Below are 23,662 nucleotides of genomic sequence, written 5' to 3' on the forward strand. Positions count from 1 at the left end.
CAAGATGGCTGAGCAAGCAACGGACTCCCCTTCCCGCCCCGCCGGCGGCGGCACCTTCGCACCACTGGCGCAGGCCACGTTTGCCGTGCTGTGGGCGGCCACCATCCTCGGCAACGTCGGCAGCTTCATGCGCGACGTGGCCAGCGCGTGGCTGGCCACCGACCTGTCTTCGTCGCCGGCCGCGGTCGCCACGATCCAGGCTGCGGCGACATTGCCGGTGTTCCTGTTGGCGATCCCGGCCGGCGTGCTGTCCGACATCCTCGACCGGCGCCGCTTCCTGATCGCGATCCAGATCGGGCTGGCGCTGGTCAGCGGCACGCTGATGATGCTGGCCTGGCGCAATGCGCTGACGATCGAGATCCTGATCGGCATGGCTTTCCTGGGCGGCATCGGCGCGGCGCTGATGGGGCCGACGTGGCAGTCGATCGTGCCCGAGCTGGTGCCGCAGCACGAACTCAAGCGCGCGGTCGCGCTCAACGCGCTGGGTGTCAACATCGCCCGCGCCATCGGCCCTGCCATGGGCGGCCTGCTGCTCGCGGCGTTCGGCGCGGCCGTCACGTATGGCATGGACCTGCTCAGCTATGTCTTCGTGGTCGCCGCGCTGCTGTGGTGGAAACGCCCGGCGCGCGCGGCCGACCCGCTGCGCGAGCATTTCCTGGGCGCGTTCCGCGCCGGGCTGCGCTTTACCCGCGCCCATAGCAAGCTGCATGTCGTGCTGGCGCGGGCCGCGGTGCACTTTGCCTTCGGCAGCAGCATCTGGGCGCTGTTGCCGCTGGTGGCCAGGCAATTGCTGAAAGGCGGCGCCAGCCTCTATGGCGTGTTGCTGGGCGCAGTCGGGCTGGGCGCGATCCTCGGCGCACTGGTCATGCCGCGGCTGCAGCGGCGGCTGGACGCCGACGGGCTGATGCTGCTGTCTGCCATCACCACCGCGGTGGTGATGGCCGGGCTATGCGTGGCGCCGCCCGTCTGGATCGCACTGTTGCTGCTGCTGTTCCTGGGCGCGGCCTGGATCATCGCGCTGACGACGCTGGGCGGCGTGGCGCAGGCGATCCTGCCCAACTGGGTACGCGGCCGCGCGCTCGCGGTCTACCAGATGGTGTTCAACGGCGCGATGGCGGCGGGCAGCCTGGTGTGGGGCTTTGTCGCGCAGGCGCTGGGCACGCCCGGCGGGCTGCTGGTGGCGGCGGCCGGCATGCTGGCGGCAGCGCTGCTGCTGCACCGGCTGCGCCTGCCGCGCGGCGAAGAGGACCTGGGGCCGGCACGGCACTGGCCCGAACCCGAAGGCGCCGCCGATATCGCGCATGACCGCGGCCCGGTCATGATCCTGATCGAGTACTGCGTGCGCGCGCCAGACCGCGACGCCTTCCTGCGCGCGGTCCACCAGCTTTCCGAAGAACGGCTGCGCGACGGCGCCTTCAACTGGGGGGTGATGGAAGACCCGGCCGACCCCGAGCTGCTGACAGAGTGGTTCCTGGTCGAATCGTGGGCCGAGCATTTGCGCCAGCACGAGCGCGTGCCGCATGCCGATGCCGACCTGCAGCGCGAGGTCACCCGCTTCCATGTCGGCGACAAGCCGCCGCGCGTGCGGCACCTGCTCGGCGTTGGATTGCCGCCTGCCCCAGCGGCGCATCACTGATCCTCATTCTTGCTGGAGGCTTTCCGATGAAGCTTTACCTTGTCTCCCTCGGCGCCGGCATCCTCGTCGGCATCATCTACGCGCTGATGCAGGTCCGTTCGCCGGCGCCGCCCGTGGTGGCGCTGATCGGCCTGCTCGGCATGCTGATCGGCGAACAGGTGGTGCCGCCGATCAAGCGCCTGCTCGCCGGCGAGCCGGTCACCATTGCATGGTTCCATTCGGAATGCGTGCCCAAGATCACCGGCGCTCCCGGCCCCACGCTGAACGCCGCCAGCAAGACGCCCGCGGACGACACAACGCACTGACCGGCACCGGTCACGCGCCTGGCTCAAGGGCCTCAGGGAGTCCGTGTGAATGCGACCCCGGTCATTGCCATCGTCGACGACGACGCGGCCGTGCGGCATGCCATGGGCGGGCTGGTGCGCGCCTTTGGCATGGCGGTGGAGTTGTACGCGAATGGGCCGGCGTTGCTGCAGTCGCCGTCGATCGACGGCATCGACTGCGTGATCACCGATGTGCAGATGCCCGGCATGAATGGCTTTGCGCTGTGTGACGCGCTGCGCGCGCGCGGCTTGCGCATGCCGGTCATTTTCATGACGGTGTTCGACCCAGAGGACTTCGCACAACGCGCACGGGACGCCGGCGCGGCTTGCTTCCTCAGCAAGCCGTTCGGCGATACCGAGGTGCTCCGGTGCATCGAGCATGCGCTGGCGATGCACCGGAGGCCTTCACGCCCCGGCCAGGGTCAGGCCAGCGCCGGATAGTCGACGTAGCCGTGCGGGCCGCTGCCGCCATAGAGCGATGCGTCCTCGAAGGGCTGGTTCAGCGGCTGGTTCTCGCGGAAGCGGCGCGGCAGGTCCGGGTTGGTGATCATCTTGCGGCCGAACGACACCATGTCGGCGCGGCCGCTGCGGATGGCTTCCTCGGCCATTTCCTTCGAGTAGCCGTTGTTGACCATCCACACGCCGCTGTACAGGCGGTGCAGCGCTTCATAGTCGAACGGCACGTTGTCGCGCGGGCCGCCGGTGTGGCCCTCAACCACATGGATATACACCGGGTGCAGCGTTTCCAGTTCACGCACGACATGCTCGAACAGCGGCTTCGGGTCGCTTTCCATGGCATCGTTGACCGGCGACACCGGCGCCAGGCGCACGCCGACGCGGTCGGCACCGATTTCCGCGATCACCGCGGCCATGACTTCGAGCAGGAAGCGCGCGCGGTTCTCGACGCTGCCGCCATAGGCGTCGGTGCGCTGGTTGGTGCCGTCGCGCAGGAAGGCGTCGAGCAGGTAGCCGTGGGCACCGTGCACTTCGACACCGTCGAAGCCGGCGCGGATGGCGTTGGCCGCGGCGATGCGGAAGTCATCGACGATGCCGGCAATCTCGTCCACCTCCAGCGCGCGCGGCAGCGAGCACTCGACGTAGCCCTGGCCGTTGATAAAGGTCTTAGCGTTGGCCGCGATCGCCGACGGCGCCACCGGCGCCTGGTTGTCCGGCTGGAAATGCGTGTGCGACATGCGCCCGGTGTGCCAGATCTGCAGGAAGATCCGGCCGCCCTTCGCGTGCACGGCGTCGGTCACCTGCTTCCAGGCTGCGATCTGCTCCGGCGTATAGATGCCCGGGGTATTGGTGTAGCCCTGGGCCGTGGTCGAGACCTGCGTGGCCTCGGCGATGATCAGGCCCACGCTGGCGCGCTGGCTGTAGTACTCGACCACCATGTCGGTCGGCACCAGGTCGTCGTCGGCGCGGCTGCGCGTGAGCGGCGCCATGGCCATGCGGTTGGCGAGTTCAAGCTTGCCCAGTTTGACCGGCTGGAACAGCGCATCGGCGAGAAAGGCTTCGTTCTGTGCACCCATGAATGGCTTACTCCGAGGTTGGTGATTGGCCGGCCGCAGCAGCAGAAGCAGCAGCGGCCGGCTGGAACAGGTGGTTGAACATCAGGTCGACGCTGCGGCGCAGCGGCGCGGCCGAGCGTTCAAGTTTCATGCGCAGCAAGGCGCCTTCCCAGGTATCCCAGGCCAGGCCTGACAGTTCGGCGGCCGCGATATCGGTGCGGATGGCGCCATCCGCCTGGGCGTCGGCGATCATCCCGGCCAGGCGCTCGCGCCAGGCCAGTTGCGCCGCCTGCAGCGCCACGCGGCAGGTGTCGCTGGACGAGGCGATTTCCGCGGCGAAGTTGCCGACCAGGCAGCCGGCGCGCTCCGTTTTGGCTTCGTGGTGGGCAATCATCTGCTCGAAGACATAGCGGATCGCCGCCATCGGCTGCGGCGGCGCCGCTTCCATCATGGCTTCCCACGACCGCTGCAGGTACGCCGCGTACTGCGCGATGATCGCCGCGGCGAACGCTTCCTTGCTGTCGAAATGGTTGTAGAACGACCCCTTTGGCACGCCGGCATGGTCGGTGATCTGCTGGATGCCGGTGGCGTTGTAGCCGTGGCGCGAAAAGAGTTCGCGCCCTGCCTTCGTCAGGCGGTTCGGAATGTCGGTCTTGTCTGCGGTGCGGGCCATGGCTTGAATAATATGACCAGTCGTCTTAAAAAGTCAAACACCAGCCAGGCAGCGAATTCGCCACCTGCAATGCGGTTTTGGGGGTGCAGATGCCGTTCCCTCTGCCTTGGTTCGGCAGGCCGCACTTCATAAAATGAAGTTGACTCCTGGACAAGCGGCCCATGTTCCGCCGCAGCCACCGCCATGCAAGCTGCCGCCTATCCCTACCAGCCGGTGCCGGAACGGGGCACCACGCGCTGCTTCCTGCTGGCCCTGCTGATGCACCTGTTGCTGGGCGCCCTGCTCTACTACGGTGTGCGCTGGCGCAGCGCGATGCCGGAAGGTGTCTCAGCCGAATTGTGGGAATCCGTGCCTGAAGTGGTCGCGCCGCCGCCGGCGGCCAAGCCAGCGCCGGCGCCAAAGCCCGTCGAGGAGGACGCCGATATCTCCCTGCAGGAAAAGCAGCGCAAGGCCGAACGTGCCGCCCGCGACGAGGCGCAGCAGGCACGACAGCGTGAAAGCCAGGCCCGCGCCGACGCGGCCCGCAAGGAAGCACAACGCAAGGCCCAGGAAGAACAACGCCAGGCTGACAACACGCGACGCCAGGGCGAACTGGCACGCCTGCAGGCACAGGCGGGCCGCGCCAATGCGGGGACCGGTTCCGGCACCTCCGCGCGGCCTTCGTCGGGCTATGCCGAACGGGTCCGGCAGCGGGTCAAGCCGAACATCATCTTCAACGATGATGTCCCCGGCAATCCGGCGGCGGTGGTGGCGGTGCATATGGCGCCGGACGGCTCGGTGCTGTCGACGCGGCTGGCCAGGTCAAGCGGCAACCCCGGGTGGGACAACGCCGTGCTGCGCGCGGTCGCGCGCTCGGATCCGCTGCCGCGCGACGAGAACGGTGTCGCGCCCTCGAACATCAACATCACGTTCTGGCCGAAGGACCAGGGCGGCTAGCCGCGGCGCCGTGCGAGACGAAAAACAAAGAGGGGAAAAAAGAGGGGAAAACAAAGGGGGTGGTGCCCATGGGCAGGATCGAACTGCCGACCTCTCCCTTACCAAGGGAGTGCTCTACCACTGAGCCACATGGGCGCACACGCTCCGGCGAAGACCGGAAGATCTGGAGCGGGAGACGAGTCTCGAACTCGCGACCTCAACCTTGGCAAGGTTGCGCTCTACCAACTGAGCTACTCCCGCGTACTTTGGCTCCCCGACCTGGGCTCGAACCAGGGACCTGCGGATTAACAGTCCGTCGCTCTACCGACTGAGCTATCGGGGAATTCATCGCGTTTTCAGCGAAGCGCGGATTCTACAACAACGTTGGCGGGTTTTGAAAGGGGGCAACGATAAAAATCCGCAGAACGTGGTGACGTCATTGGCAGGCTGGTGCGGCGCTGCGCTTGAGGCAACCCACATCTTCCAGCACGCCGTTGCAGTATCACCGTTGCCGGCCGATCCTGGAATTTGTGCACATTGTGCACACCGGGCGCCTGCTCGCTTGTCCCCGCCCACCCGATACGCTTGAATCGGGTCACCTTCCGGCAGAGGAAGGATGGAGACAACGATGCCTATTCCCAACACGGCGCGGCCACCGGAACGCGCCGATCGCACCGCACTGGCGCAGCTGCTTGAGCCCGCCTCGATCGCCATCATCGGCGCCTCGCGCGATACCAGCCGCATCGGCGGCGTGGCGCTGGACCACCTGCAGCGCCTCGGCTACCAGGGGCAGGTTTACCCGGTCAATCCGCGCTATGCGGAGATCGCCGGACTGGCCTGCTATGCCGATGTGGAGTCCCTGCCGGCGGTGCCGGACGTCGCGGTGCTGGCGCTCGGCGCCGACGAAGTGCTGCCGCAGCTGCAGCGCTGCCATGCCTGCGGCATCCGGGCCGCCATCCTCTATGCGTCGGGCTTTGCCGAGGCCGGCGAAGCCGGCGTCGCGCGCCAGGCCGCGCTGACCGCCTTCGCGCGCGAGAGCGGCATGGCCATCGCCGGGCCCAACTGCATGGGGCTGGCCAACCTGACCACGCGCGCCATCACCGCCTTTGCCACCACCTTCCGCGCCTACCCGCCGCAGGACGGCCCCGGCGCCGTCAGCCTGCTGACGCAGAGCGGCAATGTCTGCGCCATCGTCTATGCCACCGGCAGGCAGATGGACGTGGGCTTCCACCAGTTCATCAATACCGGCAACGAAGCCTGCCTGGACTACGCCGACTACCTCGCCTACCTGGCCGACGATGCCCGGACCGGTGCCGTGGTCGGCTACGTCGAGGGCCTGCGCAGCGGCCCGCGCTTTATCGACGCCGCGGCGCGGCTGCGCGCGGCGGACAAGCCGCTGATCGTGCTGAAGGCCGGCGAGAGCGAGGCCGGTTCCGCGGCCACGCAGTCGCACACCGCCGTGCTGGCCGGCAACCAGGCCATCTACCGCGCCGCCTTTGCCCAGGTCGGCGCGATGCAGGCTGGCGATCCGACCCACCTGACCGACCTGGCCTTCCTGTCGGGCTTCCGCCAGCGCAGCGCGGGCCGCCGCGTGGTGGTGGCATCGGTGTCGGGTGCGATGGGCGCGCTCTCCGCCGACCTGCTCAGCGCCGCCGGCCTCGACGTGCCGTGCCTGCCCGAGCCGGTGCAGCAGCGACTGCAGGCCGCCGTGCCGGAGATCGGCTCGGTGGCGAACCCGGTCGACCTGACCGGCCAGCTGTTCAACCGCAGCGGCCTCGCCTATGCGGTGCTCGACAACCTGGCGGCGGTCGACGGCGTCGACGTGATCTTCCTGTACGCCACCGCCTACCTGCTCGACCGCGTGGCGGATGAGCTGATCGATGTGGCGGGCAAGACCAACCGGCTGATCGTCGTCGCGACCACCGGCGAGCCGGCCAGCCGCGCAAGGCTGGCGGCGGCCGGCGTGGCGCTGTTCCCGGATGTGGCGCGTGCAGCCAAGGCATTGGGCACGTATGTGGGCTGGCTCGGAACGCAGGCACGGACCGCGCACTGGATGGCGCTGCGCGCGCAGGCCGCCGACCGTCCGCGCGCCGAACAACTGCCTGCTGGCCCGCTGGACGAGTATCAGGCCAAGCACTGGCTCGCCGGTTTCGGGGTGCCGATCGGCGTGGAAGCCGTCGCGGCCACTCCCGCCGATGCCGCCCGCGCCGCCGAGAGCCTCGGCTTCCCCGTAGCGGTAAAGGTGCTCAGCCCCGATATTGCCCACAAGACCGAGGTCGGCGGCGTGCGGCTGGGACTGCGCGATGCGCAGCAGGTCCGGGAAGCCGCCGCAGCAGTGGTTGCCGCCGCGACGCACGCCAAGCCGGATGCGCGCCAGCGCGGCGTGCTGGTGCAGCAGATGGCCAGCGGCGCCTGCGAGCTGATCGTCGGCGTGACGCGCGACCCGGTGTTCGGCCCGGCCATGACGGTCGGCCTGGGCGGGATCTTTACCGAGGTCTTCCACGACGTCGCGCACCGCCTGCTGCCGGTGGATCGCGCCATGGCGCGCGAGATGCTCGCCAGCCTGCGCGGCTACCGGCTGATGACCGGCTTCCGCGGCAAGCCCGCCGCCGACATCGACGCGGCCGCGGACGCCATTGCCGCGCTGTCCGACGCCGCGATGGCGCTCGGCGGCTCGCTCGCTGAAATGGAAGTCAATCCCCTGCTGGTGCGCGAAGCCGGCCGCGGCGCGGTCGCGCTCGATGCACTGGTGCTGACGCAGCAGCCGAACCACGACGGAGACCGGCAATGAGAGACGACACCATCGACACCCGCCGCCGCGACACGCTGGCGCTGCTGGGCCTGGGCACCCTGGCGCCGCTGGGCACGCTGGGCACGCTGGGTATGCTGACCTCGGGCGCCGCGCGGGCTGCCGATTTCCCCGCGCGGCCGGTCACGCTGATCGTGCCGTTCGCGGCCGGCGGCGCCACCGACACGCTGGTGCGCACGCTGGCCGACAGCGCCAGCAAGACGCTGGGCCAGCCCGTCGTCGTGGAGAACAAGCCCGGCGCCGCCGGCGTGCTGGGCGCCAACGTGGTCGCGCGCGCCAGGCCCGACGGCTACACCCTGACGGTGATCCCGGAACCGGTGTTCCGGCTGCCCCACCTGCAGAAGACGCAATACGACCCGCTGCGCGACTTCACCTACGTGATCCACCTGACCGGCTACACGCTGGGCGTCGCGGCACGCGCTGACGCGCCGTGGAAATCGTGGCAGGAGATGATCGACGATGCGCGGCGCCGTCCCGGCAAGATCAGCTACGGCAGCACCGGCACCAACGGCACCATGCACGTGACCATGGAAGAGATCGGGCAGAAGCTCGGCGTCCAGTTCAACCACGTGCCCTACAAGGGCGAGTCCGAGATCATCGCCGCGCTGATGGGCGGACATATCGACCTGGGCGTCACGGCCGGCGGCATCGGCCCGTATGTCGACAGCGCCAGGGCGCGCTGGCTGGTGCTCTGGACCGCCGAGCATTCGCGCCGCTGGCCGCGCGTGCCGACGCTGCGCGATGTCGGCGTCGACATCGTATCGACCTCGCCGTTCGGCATCGCCGGCCCGCGCGACATGGACGCGCAGGCCGTGCAGGTGCTGCACGACGCCTTCCGCAAGGCGCTCAACGAGCCGGCGATGCAGAAGCTGCTGGAGCGGCTCGACCAGGAGAACGCCTACCTGAACAGCGCCGACTACGCCGCCTTCGCGCGCCAGCGCTATGAAAGCCAGGGCAAGCTGGTCAAGCGCCTGGGCCTGACTGCCAACCCTTGACGCCTCATCCGGAGCCCGCATGCAATATCGATCCGTCTTCCACGCCGGCCTGTTTGCCGGCCGTACCGTGCTGGTCACCGGCGCCGGCAGCGGCATCGGCCGCTGCACCGCGCATGAACTGGCCAGCCTGGGCGCACGCGTGGCGCTCGCCGGCCGCAAGCTGGACAAGCTGGAACAGGTCCGCGCGGAAATCATCGCCGCCGAGCCGGACGCCGCAGGCCGGCTGACGCTGCACAGCTGCGATATCCGCGACGAGGCGCAGGTGCGCGAGACCGTGGCCGCGGTGCTGGCGGCCCACGGCAGCATCGACGGCCTGTTCAACAACGCCGGCGGGCAGTTCCCGTCGCCGCTGCGCGACATCAGCCTGAAGGGCTGGGAAGCCGTGGTGCGCAACAACCTGACCGGCGGCTTCCTGGTGGCGCGCGAATGCTTCACGCAATGGATGGAAGCCAACGGCGGCGCCATCGTCAATATCATTGCCGACATGTGGAATGGCATGCCGGGCATGGGCCATTCCGGCGCGGCGCGCGCCGGCATGCTGTCGTTCACCGAGACGGCGGCGTGCGAATGGGCCGCCGCGGGTGTGCGCGTCAACGCCGTGGCGCCGGGCTGGATCGCGTCCAGCGGCTTTGACACCTATCCGCCCGAATTCCAGGCCAAGATCCGCCAGCTGGCGCGCAAGGTGCCGCTGCAGCGCCTGGGCACCGAGGCCGAGGTCTCCGCCGCGGTGGTGTTCCTGCTGTCGCCGGCGGCGGCCTTCATCACCGGCTCGACCCTGCGCGTCGACGGCGGCGTGCCCAACGCCAAGCACACCTGGCCGCAGCCGCAGCACCAGCGCTCGCAGCCGTACAACGGCTTCCCGCTCTACACGCTGCCGCAATGCCTGACGCCGTCCAACGAGTAAGCGAACACCATGACCCTGCAACCGCCCAACCCGCGCCACTACAGCGCGGACCATGAAGCGTTCCGCGCCAGCGTGCGGCGCTTCTTTGAAAAGGAAGTCGCGCCCAATGCCGAGGCCTGGGATGAAGCCGGCAGCTTCCCGCGCGAGCTGTACCGCAAGGCGGCGCAAGCCGGGCTGCTGGCACCCGGCTTCCCCGAGGAATACGGTGGCGCGCCGTGCGACGCCTTCTACCGCATGATCCTGTTCGAGGAGCGCGCCTGGGGCGGCTCGGGCGGGATCGCCTCGGGGCTGTTCTCGCACACCATCGGCGCGCCGCCGATTGCCGCGGTAGGCAGCGAGGCGCTGAAGGCGCGCGTGCTGCCGCAGATCCTGTCGGGCGAGAAGATCTCCGCGCTGGCGATCACAGAGCCCGACGCGGGCTCCGACGTGGCCCGGCTGTCGACCAGCGCGCGCCGCGAGGGCGACCACTACGTCGTCAACGGCACCAAGCTCTATATCACCTCCGGCATGCGCGCCGACTACATCACCGTCGCCGTGCGTACAGGCGGCCCGGGCGCCAGCGGCGTTTCGCTGCTGCTGGTCGAAGGCGATACGCCGGGCCTGATGCGCATCCCGCTGAAGAAAATGGGCTGGTGGGCGTCCGACACCGCGCAGCTGTTCTTCGAGGACTGCCGCGTGCCGGTGGCAAACCTGGTCGGCGAGGAAGGCAAGGGCTTTGCCGCCATCACCCGCAACTTCAACCACGAGCGCCTGGCGCTGGCGGCAGCGGCCTGCGGCTATGCGCAGGTTTGCTTCCACGACGCGCTGGCGTGGGCGCGGGAGCGGCACACCTTTGGCAAGCGGCTGGCCGACCACCAGGTGGTGCGCCACCAGCTGGTCGACATGGCCACCCGCATCGAATCCACGCGCGCCCTGCTCGACGACCTGGCCGCACGCCTGGACGACGGCGCCGCGCCGGTGGCGCAGATCGCGATGGCCAAGAACATGGCCACGCGGACCTTCCAGTTCTGCGCCGACCGCGCGGTGCAACTGCTCGGGGGGATGGGGTATATGCGAGGCAGCCGCGTGGAGCGGCTGTATCGCGAGGTCAAGGTGATGATGATCGGCGGCGGGGCGGAGGAAATCATGAAGGACCTGGCGGCGAAGCAGTTGGGGCTTTAAAAGACTCGCGCATGCCAGGCTGTTTGCTCCCCTCTCCCGCTTGCGGGAGAGGGGCTGGGGGAGAGGGCAGGCGCATGGCAAGCACTGTAGCGCCTCACTTCGTGGCAACGCCTGCCCTCTCCCCCGCCCCTCTCCCATAAATGGGAGAGGGGAGACAACATTCGCAGCATTTGACTTTGTCAGCAGCCTCGCGCCCGCGGCTTCCGCCGCGGGCGCTTGCCCTGCGCAAGTCCCGCCTATTCCAGCTTCACCCCGCTCTTCCTCACCACCTCGCCCCAGCGCACCGCTTCCGCCTTGATAAAGGCCTGGAACTGCTCGGGCTTGCCGCCGACCGGATCGATGCCATAGTCGATCAGCCGCGCGCGCACGTCGGGCTGGTGCAGCACGGCATCCATGTCCGCCGACAGCTTCGCCAGCACCGCCGGCGGCGTCTTCGCCGGCGCCAGCAGGCCGATCCAGCTGCCCGCCGTCACTGCCGGGAAGCCGGCCTCGGCCATGGTCGGCACATCCGGCGCGGCCGGCCAGCGCGTCGGGCTGGTGATCGCCAGCGCGCGCACCTTGCCCGCCTTTACCTGCGGCATCATGGTCTGCACCGAATCGAAGATCACCGCGACCTGCCCCGAGAACAGGTCGGGCAACGCCGGCGAGATACCCTTGTACGGCACGTGCGTCATCTTCATGCCGACCGCCTGCGCGAACAGCTCGCCCGCCAGGTGCGCGCCGGAGCCGGTGCCGCTCGAGGCAAAGGTCATCTTGTCCGGATTGGCCTTGCCCCAGCCCACCAGCTCCTTGACGGAGGTCGGCGGCAATTGCGCGCTGCCGACCAGCAGCAGCGGAATCCGGCCGATCATGCTGACGCCGGTCAGGTCCTTGACCGGGTCATAGCTCATTTTCGCGTACAGGCTCGGGTTGATCGCGTGGGCGGCGACCACTACCAGCAGCGAATAGCCATCCGGCGCCGATTTTGCGACATTTTCCGAGCCGATCATGCCGTTCGCGCCGGCACGGTTTTCCACCACCACCGGCTGGCCGATGCGCTCGGCCAGCTTCTGCATCACCAGCCGCGTCACCGCGTCGGACACGCCGCCGGGCGTATACGGCACCACCACGCGGAGCGGCCGGTTCGGATAGGCGTCGCCCTGCGCCATGGCCGGGATGGCGCCGGCGAGGCTGCCGGCGAGCAAGCCCAGCGTCAGCAGGCGGCGGACGTGCGCGTTGCGCTTGGATCGGGTCATGTGTCTCCTCCTTGTCAGGGTTGGCCGGGTCTATGCCCAGCTGCGCGGTACGGAAAGCGGGAAATCGAGCAGCATCTGCGCATAGCTCTTGCCCAGCGGGTCGGAGCGCAGGCTGGCCACGCCGCCGCCGCCCAACGCGCCATGCATCAGGAAATTCAGCGCATGCAGGCCGGGCACGTCGAAGCGCTCGACCTCGCCCTCGACCAGGTGGGCAAAGTACGCGCGCACCGCCTGCGGTGTCAGCTGCTCGCGCAGCAGTGCCAGATATTCCGGCTTGCGCGCGATCACGCCGATGTTCTCGTCGTCGCCCTTGTCGCCGCTGCGGGCGCAGGCCAGCGCGACCAGCGGCCGCTGCACGCGCGGCTCGTCGGGAATCGGGGGCAGCGCCGCGCCGTCAAGCGCGGCGGGCGCAGCCGGTGTGCCGTTGACTGCGGCATTCGGCAGCGTGATCACGCCGCCCTCGAATTCCACGCGCATCGGCACGTCCGCCTTGGGCACGAGGAAGGAGAACACCTTCACCACCGGCTGGATATCGACGCGGCCCGCGAAGGACGAGCGCGTGCCGGCCGCCATCGACGTTCCCGCCGACGAGCATTCGCGCTGCAGGAAACTCAGGCCCCGCGCCAGCGGATGGCGTGCGCCGATGCGCAGCACCACCTCGCGCGTTGGCAGCTCGCGCGCATGGGGGCCATATTGCGATTCGCAGCCCAGCAGCTCGACCACGGTCTCGGTGTAGTCGGGCATGCCGCGCTCGGCCAGCATGGCGCGGGTGCGCGCCAGCAGCGCGTCGGCGGTGCGGCGCGCCTTGGCGGGGGCGTCGATGCCGCGGATCGCCATCATCAGGCTGATCTGGAAGCCGTCCTGCCAGGTGGCGTTGCCCTTGTAGTGGGTGCCGGGCGCCCTGCCGCGCGCGCCATCCACGCGCACGCGGCCCGGCTCGACCAGTTCGGTGCGGACCATGCGGAAGTCGCAGGTCACGTCCGGCATCAGGTAGTTGGCGGGGTCGCCGACCTCGTACAGCACCTGCTCGGCGACCGCGGCCGGGTCGACCAGCCCGCCGGTGCCGTCCGGCTTGCTCAGCACGAAGCTGCCGTCGTGCGCGCAGTCGATCACCGGGTAGCCCATCCGCTCCCAGCCGGGCACGCGCTCCCAGTCGGTGAACAACCCGCCGGTGGCCTGCGCGCCGCATTCGATCACATGGCCGGCCAGCGTGCCGGCGGCGAGGCGGTCCCAGTCGGTCCAGTCCCAGCCGAACTCATGCGCCAGCACCCCGACCACCACGGCGCTGTCGACGCAGCGCCCGGCGATGACGATATCGGCGCCCAGCGCCAGCGCGCGGGCAATGCATTGCGCGCCGGTGTAGGCGTTGGCCGACCAAGGCTCGGTGGTCGGCACGGGGCCGCCGGCAAGATCGGTCAGCCCGTCGGCGCACCATTGCGCGAAGCCGGGCTGGACGTCGTCGCCGGTGACCACGGCGATGCGCGGCTTCAGGCCCTGCTGCGCGGCCACCTTGAGCAGCGCGTCGCGGCAGGCTGCCGGGTTGAGGCCGCCGGCGTTGGCGACCACGCGGATGCCGCGCTGCAGGATCCCGGCCAGGTTGGGCCCCATCGCCGCCTGCACGAAATCGGTGGCGTAGCCCAGCGCCGGGTCCTTGGCGCGGGCGCGCGCCAGGATCGACATGGTGGTCTCGGCCAGGTAGTCGTAGACCAGGTACTGCAGGCCGGGCACGGCCAACAGCTGCGGCGTGGCGATGGCGGAGTCGCCCCAGAAGCCGGAAGCGCCGCCGATGCGCACGGTCTTGCCGGCGCGGGCGTCGGCCACTATGGCATTTGTCAGTTCGCTCATGCTGGCTCCTTCGCCGCCACATCGGCTTCGACGCGCGCCAGCAGCGAACCGGCGCTGGCCTGTCCGCCGGCGCGCGCGGGCAGTTCAGCGACCACGCCGGCAAACGGCGCGGCGATGGTGTGCTCCATCTTCATTGCCTCCAGCACGACCAGCGGCTGGCCGGCTGCCACGCGCTCGCCCTCGGCCACGTGGACCGCGACGATGCGCGCTGTCAGCGGCGCCTGCAGGACCCCGTCGGCATCGCCGGCATCGCGGCGGCGGCGCGGGTCGTGCAGCGGGAACTGCCAGGCGCGGCCGGACTGGAACAGGTGCAGCACCTGGTTGTCGGCGGCGAATACCAGCGGGTAGGCCACGCCGTCGCACTCGACCAGGGCCGTGCCGGCGTCGCCATCGGCGCGCAGCACGCGCAGCGCGCAGGCGGCCGGCTGCTGGCCGGGCTGCTGGTCACTTTCGCGCTGGCGCAGCATCACGCGCCAGCCTTCGGCGGCGAGGCGCAAGGTGGCTTCCCACGCCGTGCCGGCCGCGTACAGCACCACGCTGGCGGCGGCACGCGCGAGCGTGGCCGGCTTGCCGTTGTCGCCGAGCAGTCCCGACGTGGCCAGTGCGGCGCTGGCCATCACGTGCAGCGGCGGCAGCGGCGCCTGCAGCGCGCCCTGCATGTGCGCATCGACGAAGCCGGTGTGCACGTCGTTGCCCGCGAAGGCCGGATGCGCGAGGCAGTCGGCCAGGAAGCCCTGGTTGCTCGGCACGCCCAGCAGCGCGCAGTCCTCCACCGCGCGCAGCAGCTTGCGGCGTGCTTCCTCGCGGTCGGCGCCATGGGCGACCAGCTTGGCCACCATCGAGTCGTAATGCGTCGGGATGGCGCCGCCCTCTTCCAGCGCGTGGTCGACACGCACGTCGCGGCCGGCGGCAGGCGGGCGCCAGCGCAGCAGCGGGCCGCCCTGCGGCAGGAAGCCGGCGGGCACGTCCTCGGCGGTCAGGCGGACCTCGATGGCGTGGCCGTTGAGCTTCACCTGGTCCTGCGTCACCGGCAGCGGCTCGCCCGCCGCCACGCGCAGCTGCCATTCGACCAGGTCGAAGCCGGTGATGGCTTCGGTCACGGCGTGCTCGACCTGCAGGCGCGTGTTCATCTCCATGAAGTAGAAGTTACCCTCGGCATCGAGCAGGAACTCCATGGTGCCGGCGCCGACATAGCCGATCGACTTTGCCGCGCGCACCGCGGCCTCGCCCATGCGCGCACGCAGTGCCGGGCCGACCGCAGGCGACGGCGCCTCTTCGATAACCTTCTGGTGGCGGCGCTGCACCGAGCAGTCGCGCTCGCCCAGATGGATGGCGTTGCCCTGGGTATCGGCAAAGACCTGGATCTCCACGTGGCGCGGCGCGATCACCGCGCGCTCCAGGATCAGCTCGTCGGAGCCGAACGCGGCCGCGGCCTCGGAGCGCGCGCTTGCCAGTGCCATGGGCAGCGCCGCTGCCTCGCGCACCAGCCGCATGCCGCGCCCGCCGCCGCCCGCCGCGGCCTTGACCATCAGCGGGAAACCGATGCAACCGGCTTCGGCCAGCAGCGTGGCGTCGTCCTGCGCCGCACCCTGGTAGCCCGGCACGCAGGGCATGTCGGCGGCCAGCATCAGTCGCTTGGCCTCGGCCTTGTTGCCCATGGCGCGGATCGCCTCGGCAGGCGGGCCGACGAAGACCAGCCCGGCCGCGGCGACGGCTTCGGCAAAGCCCGCGTTCTCGGCCAGGAAGCCGTAGCCGGGATGGATGGCGTCGGCGCCGCTGGCACGGGCGGCCGCGATGATGGCGGCGATGTTCAGGTACGACTCGCGCGGCGCCGCGGCGCCGATGCAGACCGCGCGGTCCGCGAACGCCACGTGCGGGCTGTGGCGGTCGGCCTCGGAGTAGACGGCCACGGTGGCCAGCCCGAGGCGGCGCGCGGTGCGCATGATGCGCACCGCGATCTCGCCGCGGTTGGCGACGAGCAGCGTATGGAAGGGTCGGCTGGTTGCAGACATGGGGGAATCCTGTTTGTAGGCCTCTTCGCGTCATCCCCGCGCAGGCGGGGATCCAGTGACTTTGAAAGACGCTGGATTCCCGCCTGCGCGGGAATGATGGTCGCAGGTCTGGTGTTATCGCTATGTTCTGGCGCTATCGGCTCGACTGCGCGGTGCGCACGGCATCGGCATCGAAGCGCACCGTCCAGTTCGCGTCGCGCTTCTCGCGGAAGGCCGCGACGCCTTCTGCACCCTCGCTGCGCATGCATTCGGCGAACAGCCGCGAGGCTTCGTCCAGCAGCGGCCCCGCCGGCTCCTGGCCGCAGCGGCTGACCAGCGTCTTGAACACGCGGTTGGCATTGGGCCCGCAGCGGCCGATGCGCGTCAGCCATTCGGCCACCAGCGCGTCCAGCTCGGCGCTGTCGGCGGCCAACTGGTCGACCAGCCCGATCGCCACCGCGGCCTCGCCGCCGATGCGCTCGCCGGTCAGCCCCAGGCGCCGCGTGGCAGCCGCGCCGATGCGCTGTACCACGAACGGCGCGATCTGCGCGGCGATGATGCCGAGCGTGGTTTCCGACAGCGCGAAGCGTGCGTCGCGCGTGGCCAGCACGATGTCGGCGGCGCACGCCAGGCCCATGCCGCCGCCCATCGCGGCGCCGTCCACGGCGGCGATGACCGGCACCGGCAGCGCGCTCAGCCGCTGCATGAAATAGCCGAACTGGCGGTTGCGGGTGGCGACGGGGTCTTCCCGGCTGGCATCGGCATCGAGCCGCGCCTGGAAGTTGCCGACATTGCCGCCGGCGCTGAACATGCCGCCGGCGCCGCGCAGCACCAGCGCGCGCACCTCGGCGTCGGTTTCGGCCTGCTCGACCGCCGCCGCCAGCGCGGCAACGACCTCGGGCGCCAGCGCATTGCGCGTGGCCGGGATATTGAGGGTGGCGAACAGCACGCCGCCGGCGCGGCGCACGATCACGGGTTCGGTTTGCAATGGCTCGGTCATGGCGGCTCCTGCCTTTCAGCCGCGGGACTCGCGCGACATCAGGCCCATCTGCTTGGCGATGACCTGCAGCATCACTTCATCCGCACCGCCGCCGATCGAGCCCAGCCGGAAATCGCGGTACGCGCGCGACGCATGGTTGTCCCAGGTGTAGCCCATGCCGCCCTGGAACTGCATGCACCAGTCGGCCACCTCGCGCGACAAGCGCCCGGCCTTGAGCTTGGCCATTGACGCCAGCTCGACCACGTCGCCGCCGGCGATATAGGTCTGCGTGGCCAGGTAGACCAGCGCGCGCAGCGCCTCCATCTCGGTCTTCAGCTCGGCCAGCTTGAACTGGATGAACTGGTTGTCCAGCAGCGGCTTGCCGAAGGCGATGCGCTGGCGCAGGTACTCGGCGGTTTCCTCGATCAGCGCGGTGCAGGCGAGCCGGCGCGCCGCGCCGTTCAGCCGCTCTTCCTGGAACTGCTTCATCTGGTAGATAAAGCCCATGCCCTCCTCGCCGATGCGATTGCGTACCGGCACGCGCACTTCGTCAAAGAAGATCTGCGCGGTGTCCGAGCACCACATGCCGAACTTCTTGATCTTCTGCACTTCCACGCCGCGCACGCGCTTGCCGTCTTCCTTGATCGGCACCACGATCAGCGATTTGTTCTTGTGCACGGGCCCGTCGGAGGTGTTGCACAGCAGGCAGATCCAGTCCGACTGGGTGCCGTTGGTGATCCACATCTTGGAGCCGGAAATGACATAGTCGTCGCCGTCGCGTACCGCGCGCGTCTTGAGCGAGGCCACGTCGGAGCCGGCGCCGGCCTCGGACACGCCGATGGAGCACACCATGTCGCCGGCGATGGCGGGCGCCAGGTAGTCGCGCTTCAGTTCGTCGGAGCCGAACGCGGTCAGCGCGGGCGTGGCCATGTCGGTCTGCACGCCCACGCCCATGCCGACGCCCTGTGCGCGCGCATAGCCGAGCGCCTCGGCGGCGGCAACGGCATAGGAGAAGTCGAGCCCCATGCCGCCGTACTCCACCGGCTTGGTGATGCCGAGGAAGCCGAGGTTGCCCATCTTCTTGAACAGCTCGTGCGCCGGAAACACCTCGGCGGCTTCCCATTCGTCGACAAAGGGATCGATCTCCGCCGAAACGAAGCGGCGGATGCTGTCCATGATGTTGCGGTGGTCTTCGGTGTAAAGCATGCTGGTCTCCTGGATTTCGTTGCGTTCTGCTTGTCTGGGGGCGGCGGCGCTCAGAAGCGCCCGACGCCGAACTGGATGGCATGCGGCTGGCGCAGCGCCGCCTCGCGCGCGGTGGCCAGCACGAAGGCGAGCACCGCACGCGTGTCGCGCGGATCGATCACGCCGTCGTCCAGCAGCAGCCCGCTGGTGACGAAGGCGCTCGCCTGCCGCTCGAAGTTGGCGACGATCTCGGCGGTCTGGCCGGCAAGCTGCGCCTCGTCGACCGCCTTGCCCTTGCGCGCCGCCTGCTGGCGCGCCACGATCTCCAGCGTCATGGCGGCCTGCTCGCCGCCCATCACCGCCGTGCGTGCATTCGGCCACGAGAAGCAGAAGCGCGGCTTGAAGCCCCGCCCGCACATGCCGAAGTTGCCCGCGCCGAACGAGGCCCCACAGTACAGCGTAATCTGCGGCACCCTGGAGTTGGACAGCGCCTGGATCATCTTGGAGCCGTGCTTGATCATGCCGGCCTCTTCCGACGCGCGCCCGACGATAAAGCCGGTGGTGTTCTGCAGGAAGACGATCGGCGTGCCGGACTGGTTGCACAGCTGGATGAACTGCGCGGCCTTGGTGGCACCGGCCGGATCGATCGGGCCGTTGTTGGTGATGAAGCCCACGGTATTGCCTTCGATGCGGGCATGGCCGCACACCGTGCCGGGGCCATAGTCGGGCTTGAACGGCAGCCACGCCGAATCGTCGACGATGCGCGCGATGACCTCGCGCATGTCGACCGGGCGCTTCATGTCCAGCGTCATGACGCCGTCCAGTTCCGACGCGTCGAGCCGCGGGGCACGCGCCGGCTGTGCCGGTTCGGGCTCTACCCTGGGCCAGTCCAGGCTGGCAACGATATCGCGCGCGGTGGCAATGGCGTGCTCGTCGTCTTCTGCAAGGTACTCGGCCAGGCCGGTGGTGGCGGCGTGCAGGTCGGCGCCGCCCAGTTCCTCGTCGGTGGCGATTTCGCCGGTGGCGGCCTTCAGCAGCGGCGGGCCGGCCAGGAAGGCGCGGGCGCGCTTGCGCACCATCACCACGTAGTCGGACAGGCCGGGCATGTAGGCACCGCCGGCCGTGGACGAGCCGTGTACCACCGTGATCACCGGCAGCCCTGCCGCCGACAGCCGCGCCAGGTTGTAGAAGATCGCGCCGCCGCGCACGAACTTGTCGACGCGGTACTTGCGCAGGTTGGCGCCGGCCGACTCCACCAGGTGGATGAAGGGCAGCCGGTTCTCCAGCGCGATCTCCTGGCAGCGCACCAGCTTCATGTTGCCGGCCTCGGTCATGGCGCCGGCATCGATGCCGGAATCGGTGGCGAGCACCATGCAGCGCACGCCGCACACGAAGCCGATGCCGGCCACCAGGGAACCGCCGGGAATCGACGTCTCCGGGTCGGGGTCGTCCATGCAGAAGCCCGCCAGCGTGGACAGCGGCAGGAACGGCGCGCCCGGGTCGAGCAGGCGGCCGACGCGCTCGCGCGGCAGCAGCGCGCCGCGCCTGGCGAAGGTGGGCCGCGAGCGCTCGGACGCGGCCACGGCGCGCTGCTCCAGGCCGTGCAGGCGGTCGATCAGCGCCTGCATGCCGGCGCGCTGGCCGGCGAAGGCGTCGGAGGACGGGTCAATGCGGGATTCGATGGGGATCATGGCGCGTGCCTGTGGTTCCGGGATGGATGGATTGCAAACCACGGCGCCCGCCGCGACAACCGCAATCGCTCAGATTGTGCATAATGTGCACAATCTGCCTAACCAGCGAGGCGCCGCCGGCGCATCCAGCCATGCCCCCAAAATCCCCTGCCCCCGGCGGCGTCCAGAGCCTGGCGCGCGCCTTCGCCCTGCTGCAGCTGCTGGCCGAACACCATGACACCGGCGTGGCGCTGCCCGACCTCGCCGCCATGGCCGGCATCGACCGCACCACCGCCCACCGCATGGCGCGCTTCCTGGAAGCCGGCGCGTATATCGAGCGCGAATCGGCCGGCAAGCGCTATCACCTCGGCACCGCGGCGATGGCGCTCGGGCTGCGCGCGATGAACCGGCCGCCGCCCAACAGCGCCCTCGTCAGCAAGATGAAGGCACTGGCGCGGCTGACCGGCGACGCCGTCTTCCTGATCGTGCGCATCGGCGACCATGGCCATTGCCTGCATACCGAGGAAGGCAGCCACCGCATCAAGACCTTCCACATGCTGACCGGCACCTCGCGCCTGCTGGGCCAGGGCACCGGCAGCATGGCGCTGCTGGCCAAGATGGACAACGATGCGGTCCGCGCGCATTACGAACGCCATCGCGCCGAGTACGAGGCAAGCGGCCTGAGCCTGCTCAGGCTGATGCGCGGCGTCGAGCGCAGCCGCAAGCTGGGCTACGCGCTGGCCGGCGCGGAAGGCGTGGCGGGCGTGGGCTACGCCTTGCCGCTGGCGATGGGCGCGGATGCGGCCATCAGCATCGTCTCGACCGCATCGCGGATGTCCGCGGCGCGCCGGCATGAAATGGGCGGGATCATCGTGGCGATGTTTGCGTAGCAAGCGCGGGATGGCGGCGGACTGAGCGGCGGCGCACCTCGCCCTCGTATTTCTTGGCGTCTCTGTCAGGGGCCGCACAGAGCCACACCATGTCGACGGCGTTCAATGGTGACGCAAACAGGGATACGCAAGAACGCGCCCGCCGCCCTGGCATCGGCCGGGCCAGCCGCCTTCATGGGAAGGCGGAATCAGTCCTGGTGCCAGAACAATAAATTCCCCCGCCGGCCAGAGGGAGGGTCGGCATTCCGGGCCACGCCCCGACGTCGGAGCGTGGCTCCTTTTTTGGCGTCAGCAATCCGGCACGCGCCGCCGTGGCGCATATGGAGTGCCGGTTTTATTCGTTGGGTTTCGCCTGCGGCGCGCTTACGGTTGGGCTGCTCAAGCAACGGCTCGATGTACGGCAGACCTTCGACACGGGTCTTACGATCGCCGCCTGAACCGCACGCGCAAGCGGCATCAAGCGCGCCCTCGCTGCCTGCACGCATTTGACGCCAGCGCCAGCGAACGCAAAAAGGCCGGCGCGACAGCGCGCCGGCCCAAAGCTGCATCGATTACCGCTTCTACCGCTCAGAACGAGCGCGGCAGCCCCAGGATGTGTTCCGCGACGTACGAGTAGATCAGGTTGGTCGAGATCGGCGCAACCTGGTACAGGCGCGTCTCGCGGAACTTGCGCTCGACGTCGTATTCGCAGGCAAAGCCGAAGCCGCCATGGAACTGCAGGCAAGCGTTGCCGGCTTCCCAGCTGGCCTTGGCCGCCAGGTACTTGGCCATGTTGGCCTGGGCGCCCATCGGCTCGTGCTTGTCGAACAGTTCGCAGGCCTTCCAGCGCATCAGGTTGGCGGCTTCCAGTTCGATGAAGGACTCGGCGATCGGGAACTGCACGCCCTGGTTCTGGCCGATCGGGCGGCCGAAGACTTCGCGCTCGCTGACGTACTTGGTGACGCGGTCCATGAACCAGTAGCCGTCGCCGATGCACTCGGCGGCGATCAGGGTGCGCTCGGCGTTGAGGCCGTCCAGGATGTACTTGAAGCCCTTGCCTTCCTCGCCGATCAGGTTTTCCTCGGGGATTTCCAGGTCTTCGAAGAACAGTTCGTTGGTTTCGTGGTTGACCATGTTCGGGATCGGCCGCACGGTCAGGCCCTTCTTCTGCGCCTCGTGCAGGTCCACCATGAAGATGGACATGCCTTCGCTCTTCTTCTTCACGTCGGCGAGCGCGGTGGTGCGCGCCAGCAGGATCATGAAGTCGCTGTGCTGCACGCGGCTGATCCACACCTTCTGGCCGTTGACGACATAGCGGCCGTCCTTCTTGACCGCCGAGGTCTTGATCTTGGTGGTGTCGGTGCCGGTGGTGGGCTCGGTCACGCCCATCGACTGCAGGCGCCATTCGCCCGAGGCGATCTTCGGCAGGTACTTTTCCTTCTGCGCCTGGGAGCCGTGGCGCAGCAGCGTGCCCATGTTGTACATCTGGCCGTGGCAGGCGCCGGAGTTGCCGCCGCTGCGGTTGATCTCTTCCATGATGACCGAGGCTTCGGTCAGGCCCAGGCCGGAGCCGCCATATTCCTGCGGGATCAGCGCCGCCAGCCAGCCGGCCGCGGTCAGCGCGTTGACGAAGGCCTCGGGGTAGGCGCGCTGCTCGTCGACTTTGCGAAAGTACTCATCCGGGAACTCGGCGCAAAGCGCGCGCACGGCGTCGCGGATTTCTTGGTAGTTGTTCGATTGGGTCTGTTCGATCATGGCGCGTCGTGGGCTTGGGCTGACGGGATTGCGGACTGAGTTTGCGGCGCTTCGGTCCCATGGGATGGACCATGGGAACCGGGGCTGTGTTGGCCGCAATAGTCGCTGCGATCGCCGCCCCGGGCAATCAGCCATTGCGAAAGCGCGCCTTCCACGGCGCTTAAGGCCGGCATCCGGAGGCCAGGGCATGCCGTTTTCGCAATCGCCAAAGCCGGCCCTTGGCATTGTCAAATAGCGCAAAGCCCACTTTGGCCACATGCTCACGGCTATCTCCTGATGAAGACATAGGAACCCGCACATGGCAGTGAGCTACCAGCACCTCAAGCAGCGACCGTTCGCCCCCGTACGCCAGCGCTATACCGAGCGCGACACCATGCTGTACGCACTCAGCCTCGGGCTGGGCAACGACCCGCTGGACGCGGCCGCCCTGCCCTTCGTGTTCGAGGGCGCCGCGGGCGGGTTGCGCACACTGCCGTCGCAGGCGGTGGTGCTGGGCTATCCCGGCTTCTGGGCGCGCGAGGCCGATACCGGCATCGACTGGGTCAAGCTGCTGCATGGCGAGCAGCGCATGCGGCTGCACCGCCCGCTGCCGGCCAGCGCCGACATCGTCGGCCATAACCGCATCACGCACCTGACCGACAAGGGCGAAGGCAAGGGCGCGATCATGGTGACCGAACGCCGGCTCGAAACGGCGGAGGGCGAACTGCTGGCGACGGTGCAGCAGATCAGCTTCCTGCGCGGCGACGGCGGCTACAGCCAGCGCGACGGCGGCCAGCCCAGCGACGATCCGCTGCCCGCGCTGCGCCCGACGCCGGAAGACCGCGCGCCGGACTTCACCGACACGCAGGCAATCCGCCCCGAAGCCGCGCTGCTGTATCGCCTGATGGGTGATTTCAACCCGCTGCATGCCGACCCGGCCGTCGCGAAGGCAGCGGGCTTCGAGCGCCCGATCCTGCACGGCCTGGCCAGCTACGGACTGGTCGCGCATGCACTGGTGCGCCAGTGCGCGGACCACGATCCCGCCCGCCTGCGCGCGCTGGATATCCGCTTCACCGCGCCGGTGTTCCCCGGCGAGACGCTGGTCACCGAGATCTGGCGCACGTCCGAAAGCGCCAATCACTTCCAGGTGCGCGCCCGCGTTGCCGAACGCGACAAGGTAGTGCTCAGCCACGGCTGCGCCGAGATCGCCTGATCCTGTTGCCGAGC

General features: G+C 69.2%; 19 protein-coding genes and 3 tRNA genes. 10 read left to right on the plus strand and 12 right to left on the minus strand.

Features of this window, described 5'->3' with window-relative positions; all coding sequences use genetic code 11:
- Window positions 1-4: 4 nt before the first annotated feature.
- The 3 genes from JTE92_RS06740 to JTE92_RS06750 are packed head-to-tail and all read left to right on the plus strand — an operon-like array spanning window position 5 to window position 2,400.
- A complete protein-coding gene (locus tag JTE92_RS06740) occupies window positions 5-1,636 on the plus strand; it encodes an MFS transporter (protein ID WP_063239392.1) in 1,632 nt (543 codons plus the stop codon).
- Between the two features lie 26 nt (window positions 1,637-1,662).
- Window positions 1,663-1,941 (plus strand): XapX domain-containing protein, encoded by a 279-nt coding sequence (locus JTE92_RS06745; RefSeq protein ID WP_063239209.1) that lies wholly within the window; start codon window positions 1,663-1,665, stop codon window positions 1,939-1,941.
- A 45-nt stretch (window positions 1,942-1,986) separates the two neighbouring features.
- Complete coding sequence (locus JTE92_RS06750; protein ID WP_084254605.1) at window positions 1,987-2,400, plus strand: response regulator transcription factor; 414 nt, start codon at window positions 1,987-1,989, stop codon at window positions 2,398-2,400.
- On the opposite strand, the gene JTE92_RS06755 is transcribed toward JTE92_RS06750, so the two are convergent.
- Together JTE92_RS06755 and JTE92_RS06760 are read right to left on the minus strand one after the other, a co-directional pair.
- Entirely contained in the window at window positions 2,382-3,491 is a 1,110-nt protein-coding gene (locus JTE92_RS06755; RefSeq protein WP_063239208.1) for an alkene reductase, read from the minus strand. The genes JTE92_RS06750 and JTE92_RS06755 overlap by 19 nt on opposite strands.
- 7 nt (window positions 3,492-3,498) lie before the next feature.
- The gene (locus JTE92_RS06760; RefSeq protein WP_063239207.1) at window positions 3,499-4,143 is read right to left on the minus strand and encodes a TetR/AcrR family transcriptional regulator; all 645 of its coding nucleotides are present in this window, start codon (window positions 4,141-4,143) and stop codon (window positions 3,499-3,501) included.
- Between the two features lie 183 nt (window positions 4,144-4,326).
- Between JTE92_RS06760 and tolA the strand changes: the two genes are divergently transcribed.
- Window positions 4,327-5,079: a cell envelope integrity protein TolA gene (gene tolA / locus JTE92_RS06765; protein WP_063239206.1), complete on the plus strand. Its 753-nt coding sequence runs from the start codon at window positions 4,327-4,329 to the stop codon at window positions 5,077-5,079.
- Window positions 5,080-5,139: 60 nt separating this feature from the next.
- Here tolA and JTE92_RS06770 read toward each other — a convergent pair.
- The 3 genes from JTE92_RS06770 to JTE92_RS06780 form a co-directional block, all read right to left on the minus strand.
- A tRNA-Thr gene (locus JTE92_RS06770) sits at window positions 5,140-5,214 on the minus strand.
- Window positions 5,215-5,243: 29 nt separating this feature from the next.
- Window positions 5,244-5,319: transfer RNA gene (locus tag JTE92_RS06775), tRNA-Gly, on the minus strand.
- Between the two features lie 6 nt (window positions 5,320-5,325).
- A tRNA-Asn gene (locus JTE92_RS06780) sits at window positions 5,326-5,401 on the minus strand.
- Between the two features lie 285 nt (window positions 5,402-5,686).
- Between JTE92_RS06780 and JTE92_RS06785 the strand changes: the two genes are divergently transcribed.
- Genes JTE92_RS06785 through JTE92_RS06800 form a run of 4 tightly spaced genes read left to right on the plus strand, consistent with a single transcriptional unit; the run spans window position 5,687 to window position 10,927 of the window.
- On the plus strand, window positions 5,687-7,849 hold the full coding sequence (locus JTE92_RS06785; protein WP_063239205.1) for an acetate--CoA ligase family protein: 2,163 nt from the start codon (window positions 5,687-5,689) through the stop codon (window positions 7,847-7,849).
- Window positions 7,846-8,862: a tripartite tricarboxylate transporter substrate binding protein gene (locus JTE92_RS06790; RefSeq protein WP_063239204.1), complete on the plus strand. Its 1,017-nt coding sequence runs from the start codon at window positions 7,846-7,848 to the stop codon at window positions 8,860-8,862. Before JTE92_RS06785 ends, JTE92_RS06790 begins: the two co-directional genes overlap by 4 nt.
- Window positions 8,863-8,881: 19 nt before the next feature.
- Window positions 8,882-9,766, plus strand: coding sequence for an SDR family oxidoreductase (locus tag JTE92_RS06795; RefSeq protein WP_063239203.1), 885 nt, complete (start codon window positions 8,882-8,884; stop codon window positions 9,764-9,766).
- A 9-nt stretch (window positions 9,767-9,775) separates the two neighbouring features.
- Entirely contained in the window at window positions 9,776-10,927 is a 1,152-nt protein-coding gene (locus JTE92_RS06800; RefSeq protein ID WP_063239202.1) for an acyl-CoA dehydrogenase family protein, read from the plus strand.
- Between the two features lie 236 nt (window positions 10,928-11,163).
- Here the strand turns inward: JTE92_RS06800 and JTE92_RS06805 are convergent, their stop codons facing one another.
- From JTE92_RS06805 to JTE92_RS06830, 6 genes are all read right to left on the minus strand, one after another.
- Window positions 11,164-12,162, minus strand: coding sequence for a Bug family tripartite tricarboxylate transporter substrate binding protein (locus tag JTE92_RS06805; protein WP_063239201.1), 999 nt, complete (start codon window positions 12,160-12,162; stop codon window positions 11,164-11,166).
- Window positions 12,163-12,192: 30 nt separating this feature from the next.
- On the minus strand, window positions 12,193-14,007 hold the full coding sequence (locus JTE92_RS06810) for an acyclic terpene utilization AtuA family protein (RefSeq protein WP_063239200.1): 1,815 nt from the start codon (window positions 14,005-14,007) through the stop codon (window positions 12,193-12,195).
- Entirely contained in the window at window positions 14,004-16,019 is a 2,016-nt protein-coding gene (locus JTE92_RS06815) for an acetyl-CoA carboxylase biotin carboxylase subunit (protein WP_063239199.1), read from the minus strand. The genes JTE92_RS06810 and JTE92_RS06815 overlap by 4 nt, the downstream gene beginning before the upstream one ends.
- A 133-nt stretch (window positions 16,020-16,152) precedes the next feature.
- Complete coding sequence (locus tag JTE92_RS06820) at window positions 16,153-16,998, minus strand: enoyl-CoA hydratase/isomerase family protein (RefSeq protein WP_063239198.1); 846 nt, start codon at window positions 16,996-16,998, stop codon at window positions 16,153-16,155.
- A 15-nt stretch (window positions 16,999-17,013) separates the two neighbouring features.
- Complete coding sequence (locus JTE92_RS06825; RefSeq protein WP_063239197.1) at window positions 17,014-18,183, minus strand: acyl-CoA dehydrogenase family protein; 1,170 nt, start codon at window positions 18,181-18,183, stop codon at window positions 17,014-17,016.
- A gap of 50 nt (window positions 18,184-18,233) precedes the next feature.
- Complete coding sequence (locus JTE92_RS06830) at window positions 18,234-19,853, minus strand: acyl-CoA carboxylase subunit beta (RefSeq protein ID WP_063239196.1); 1,620 nt, start codon at window positions 19,851-19,853, stop codon at window positions 18,234-18,236.
- Window positions 19,854-19,984: 131 nt separating this feature from the next.
- Here JTE92_RS06830 and JTE92_RS06835 point away from each other — a divergent pair, with 131 nt between their 5' ends.
- Window positions 19,985-20,722 carry an IclR family transcriptional regulator gene (locus JTE92_RS06835; RefSeq protein WP_063239195.1) on the plus strand — a complete coding sequence of 246 codons (738 nt, stop codon included), beginning with the start codon at window positions 19,985-19,987 and terminating at the stop codon, window positions 20,720-20,722.
- Window positions 20,723-21,289: 567 nt separating this feature from the next.
- Here the strand turns inward: JTE92_RS06835 and JTE92_RS06840 are convergent.
- Window positions 21,290-22,456 (minus strand): acyl-CoA dehydrogenase family protein, encoded by a 1,167-nt coding sequence (locus tag JTE92_RS06840; RefSeq protein WP_029048285.1) that lies wholly within the window; start codon window positions 22,454-22,456, stop codon window positions 21,290-21,292.
- Window positions 22,457-22,754: 298 nt separating this feature from the next.
- On the opposite strand from JTE92_RS06840, the gene JTE92_RS06845 reads away from it, so the two are divergent.
- Window positions 22,755-23,648 carry a MaoC/PaaZ C-terminal domain-containing protein gene (locus tag JTE92_RS06845; protein WP_063239194.1) on the plus strand — a complete coding sequence of 298 codons (894 nt, stop codon included), beginning with the start codon at window positions 22,755-22,757 and terminating at the stop codon, window positions 23,646-23,648.
- Window positions 23,649-23,662 lie beyond the last annotated feature (14 nt).

This window comes from Cupriavidus oxalaticus, assembly GCF_016894385.1.
GTDB lineage: Bacteria > Pseudomonadota > Gammaproteobacteria > Burkholderiales > Burkholderiaceae > Cupriavidus > Cupriavidus oxalaticus.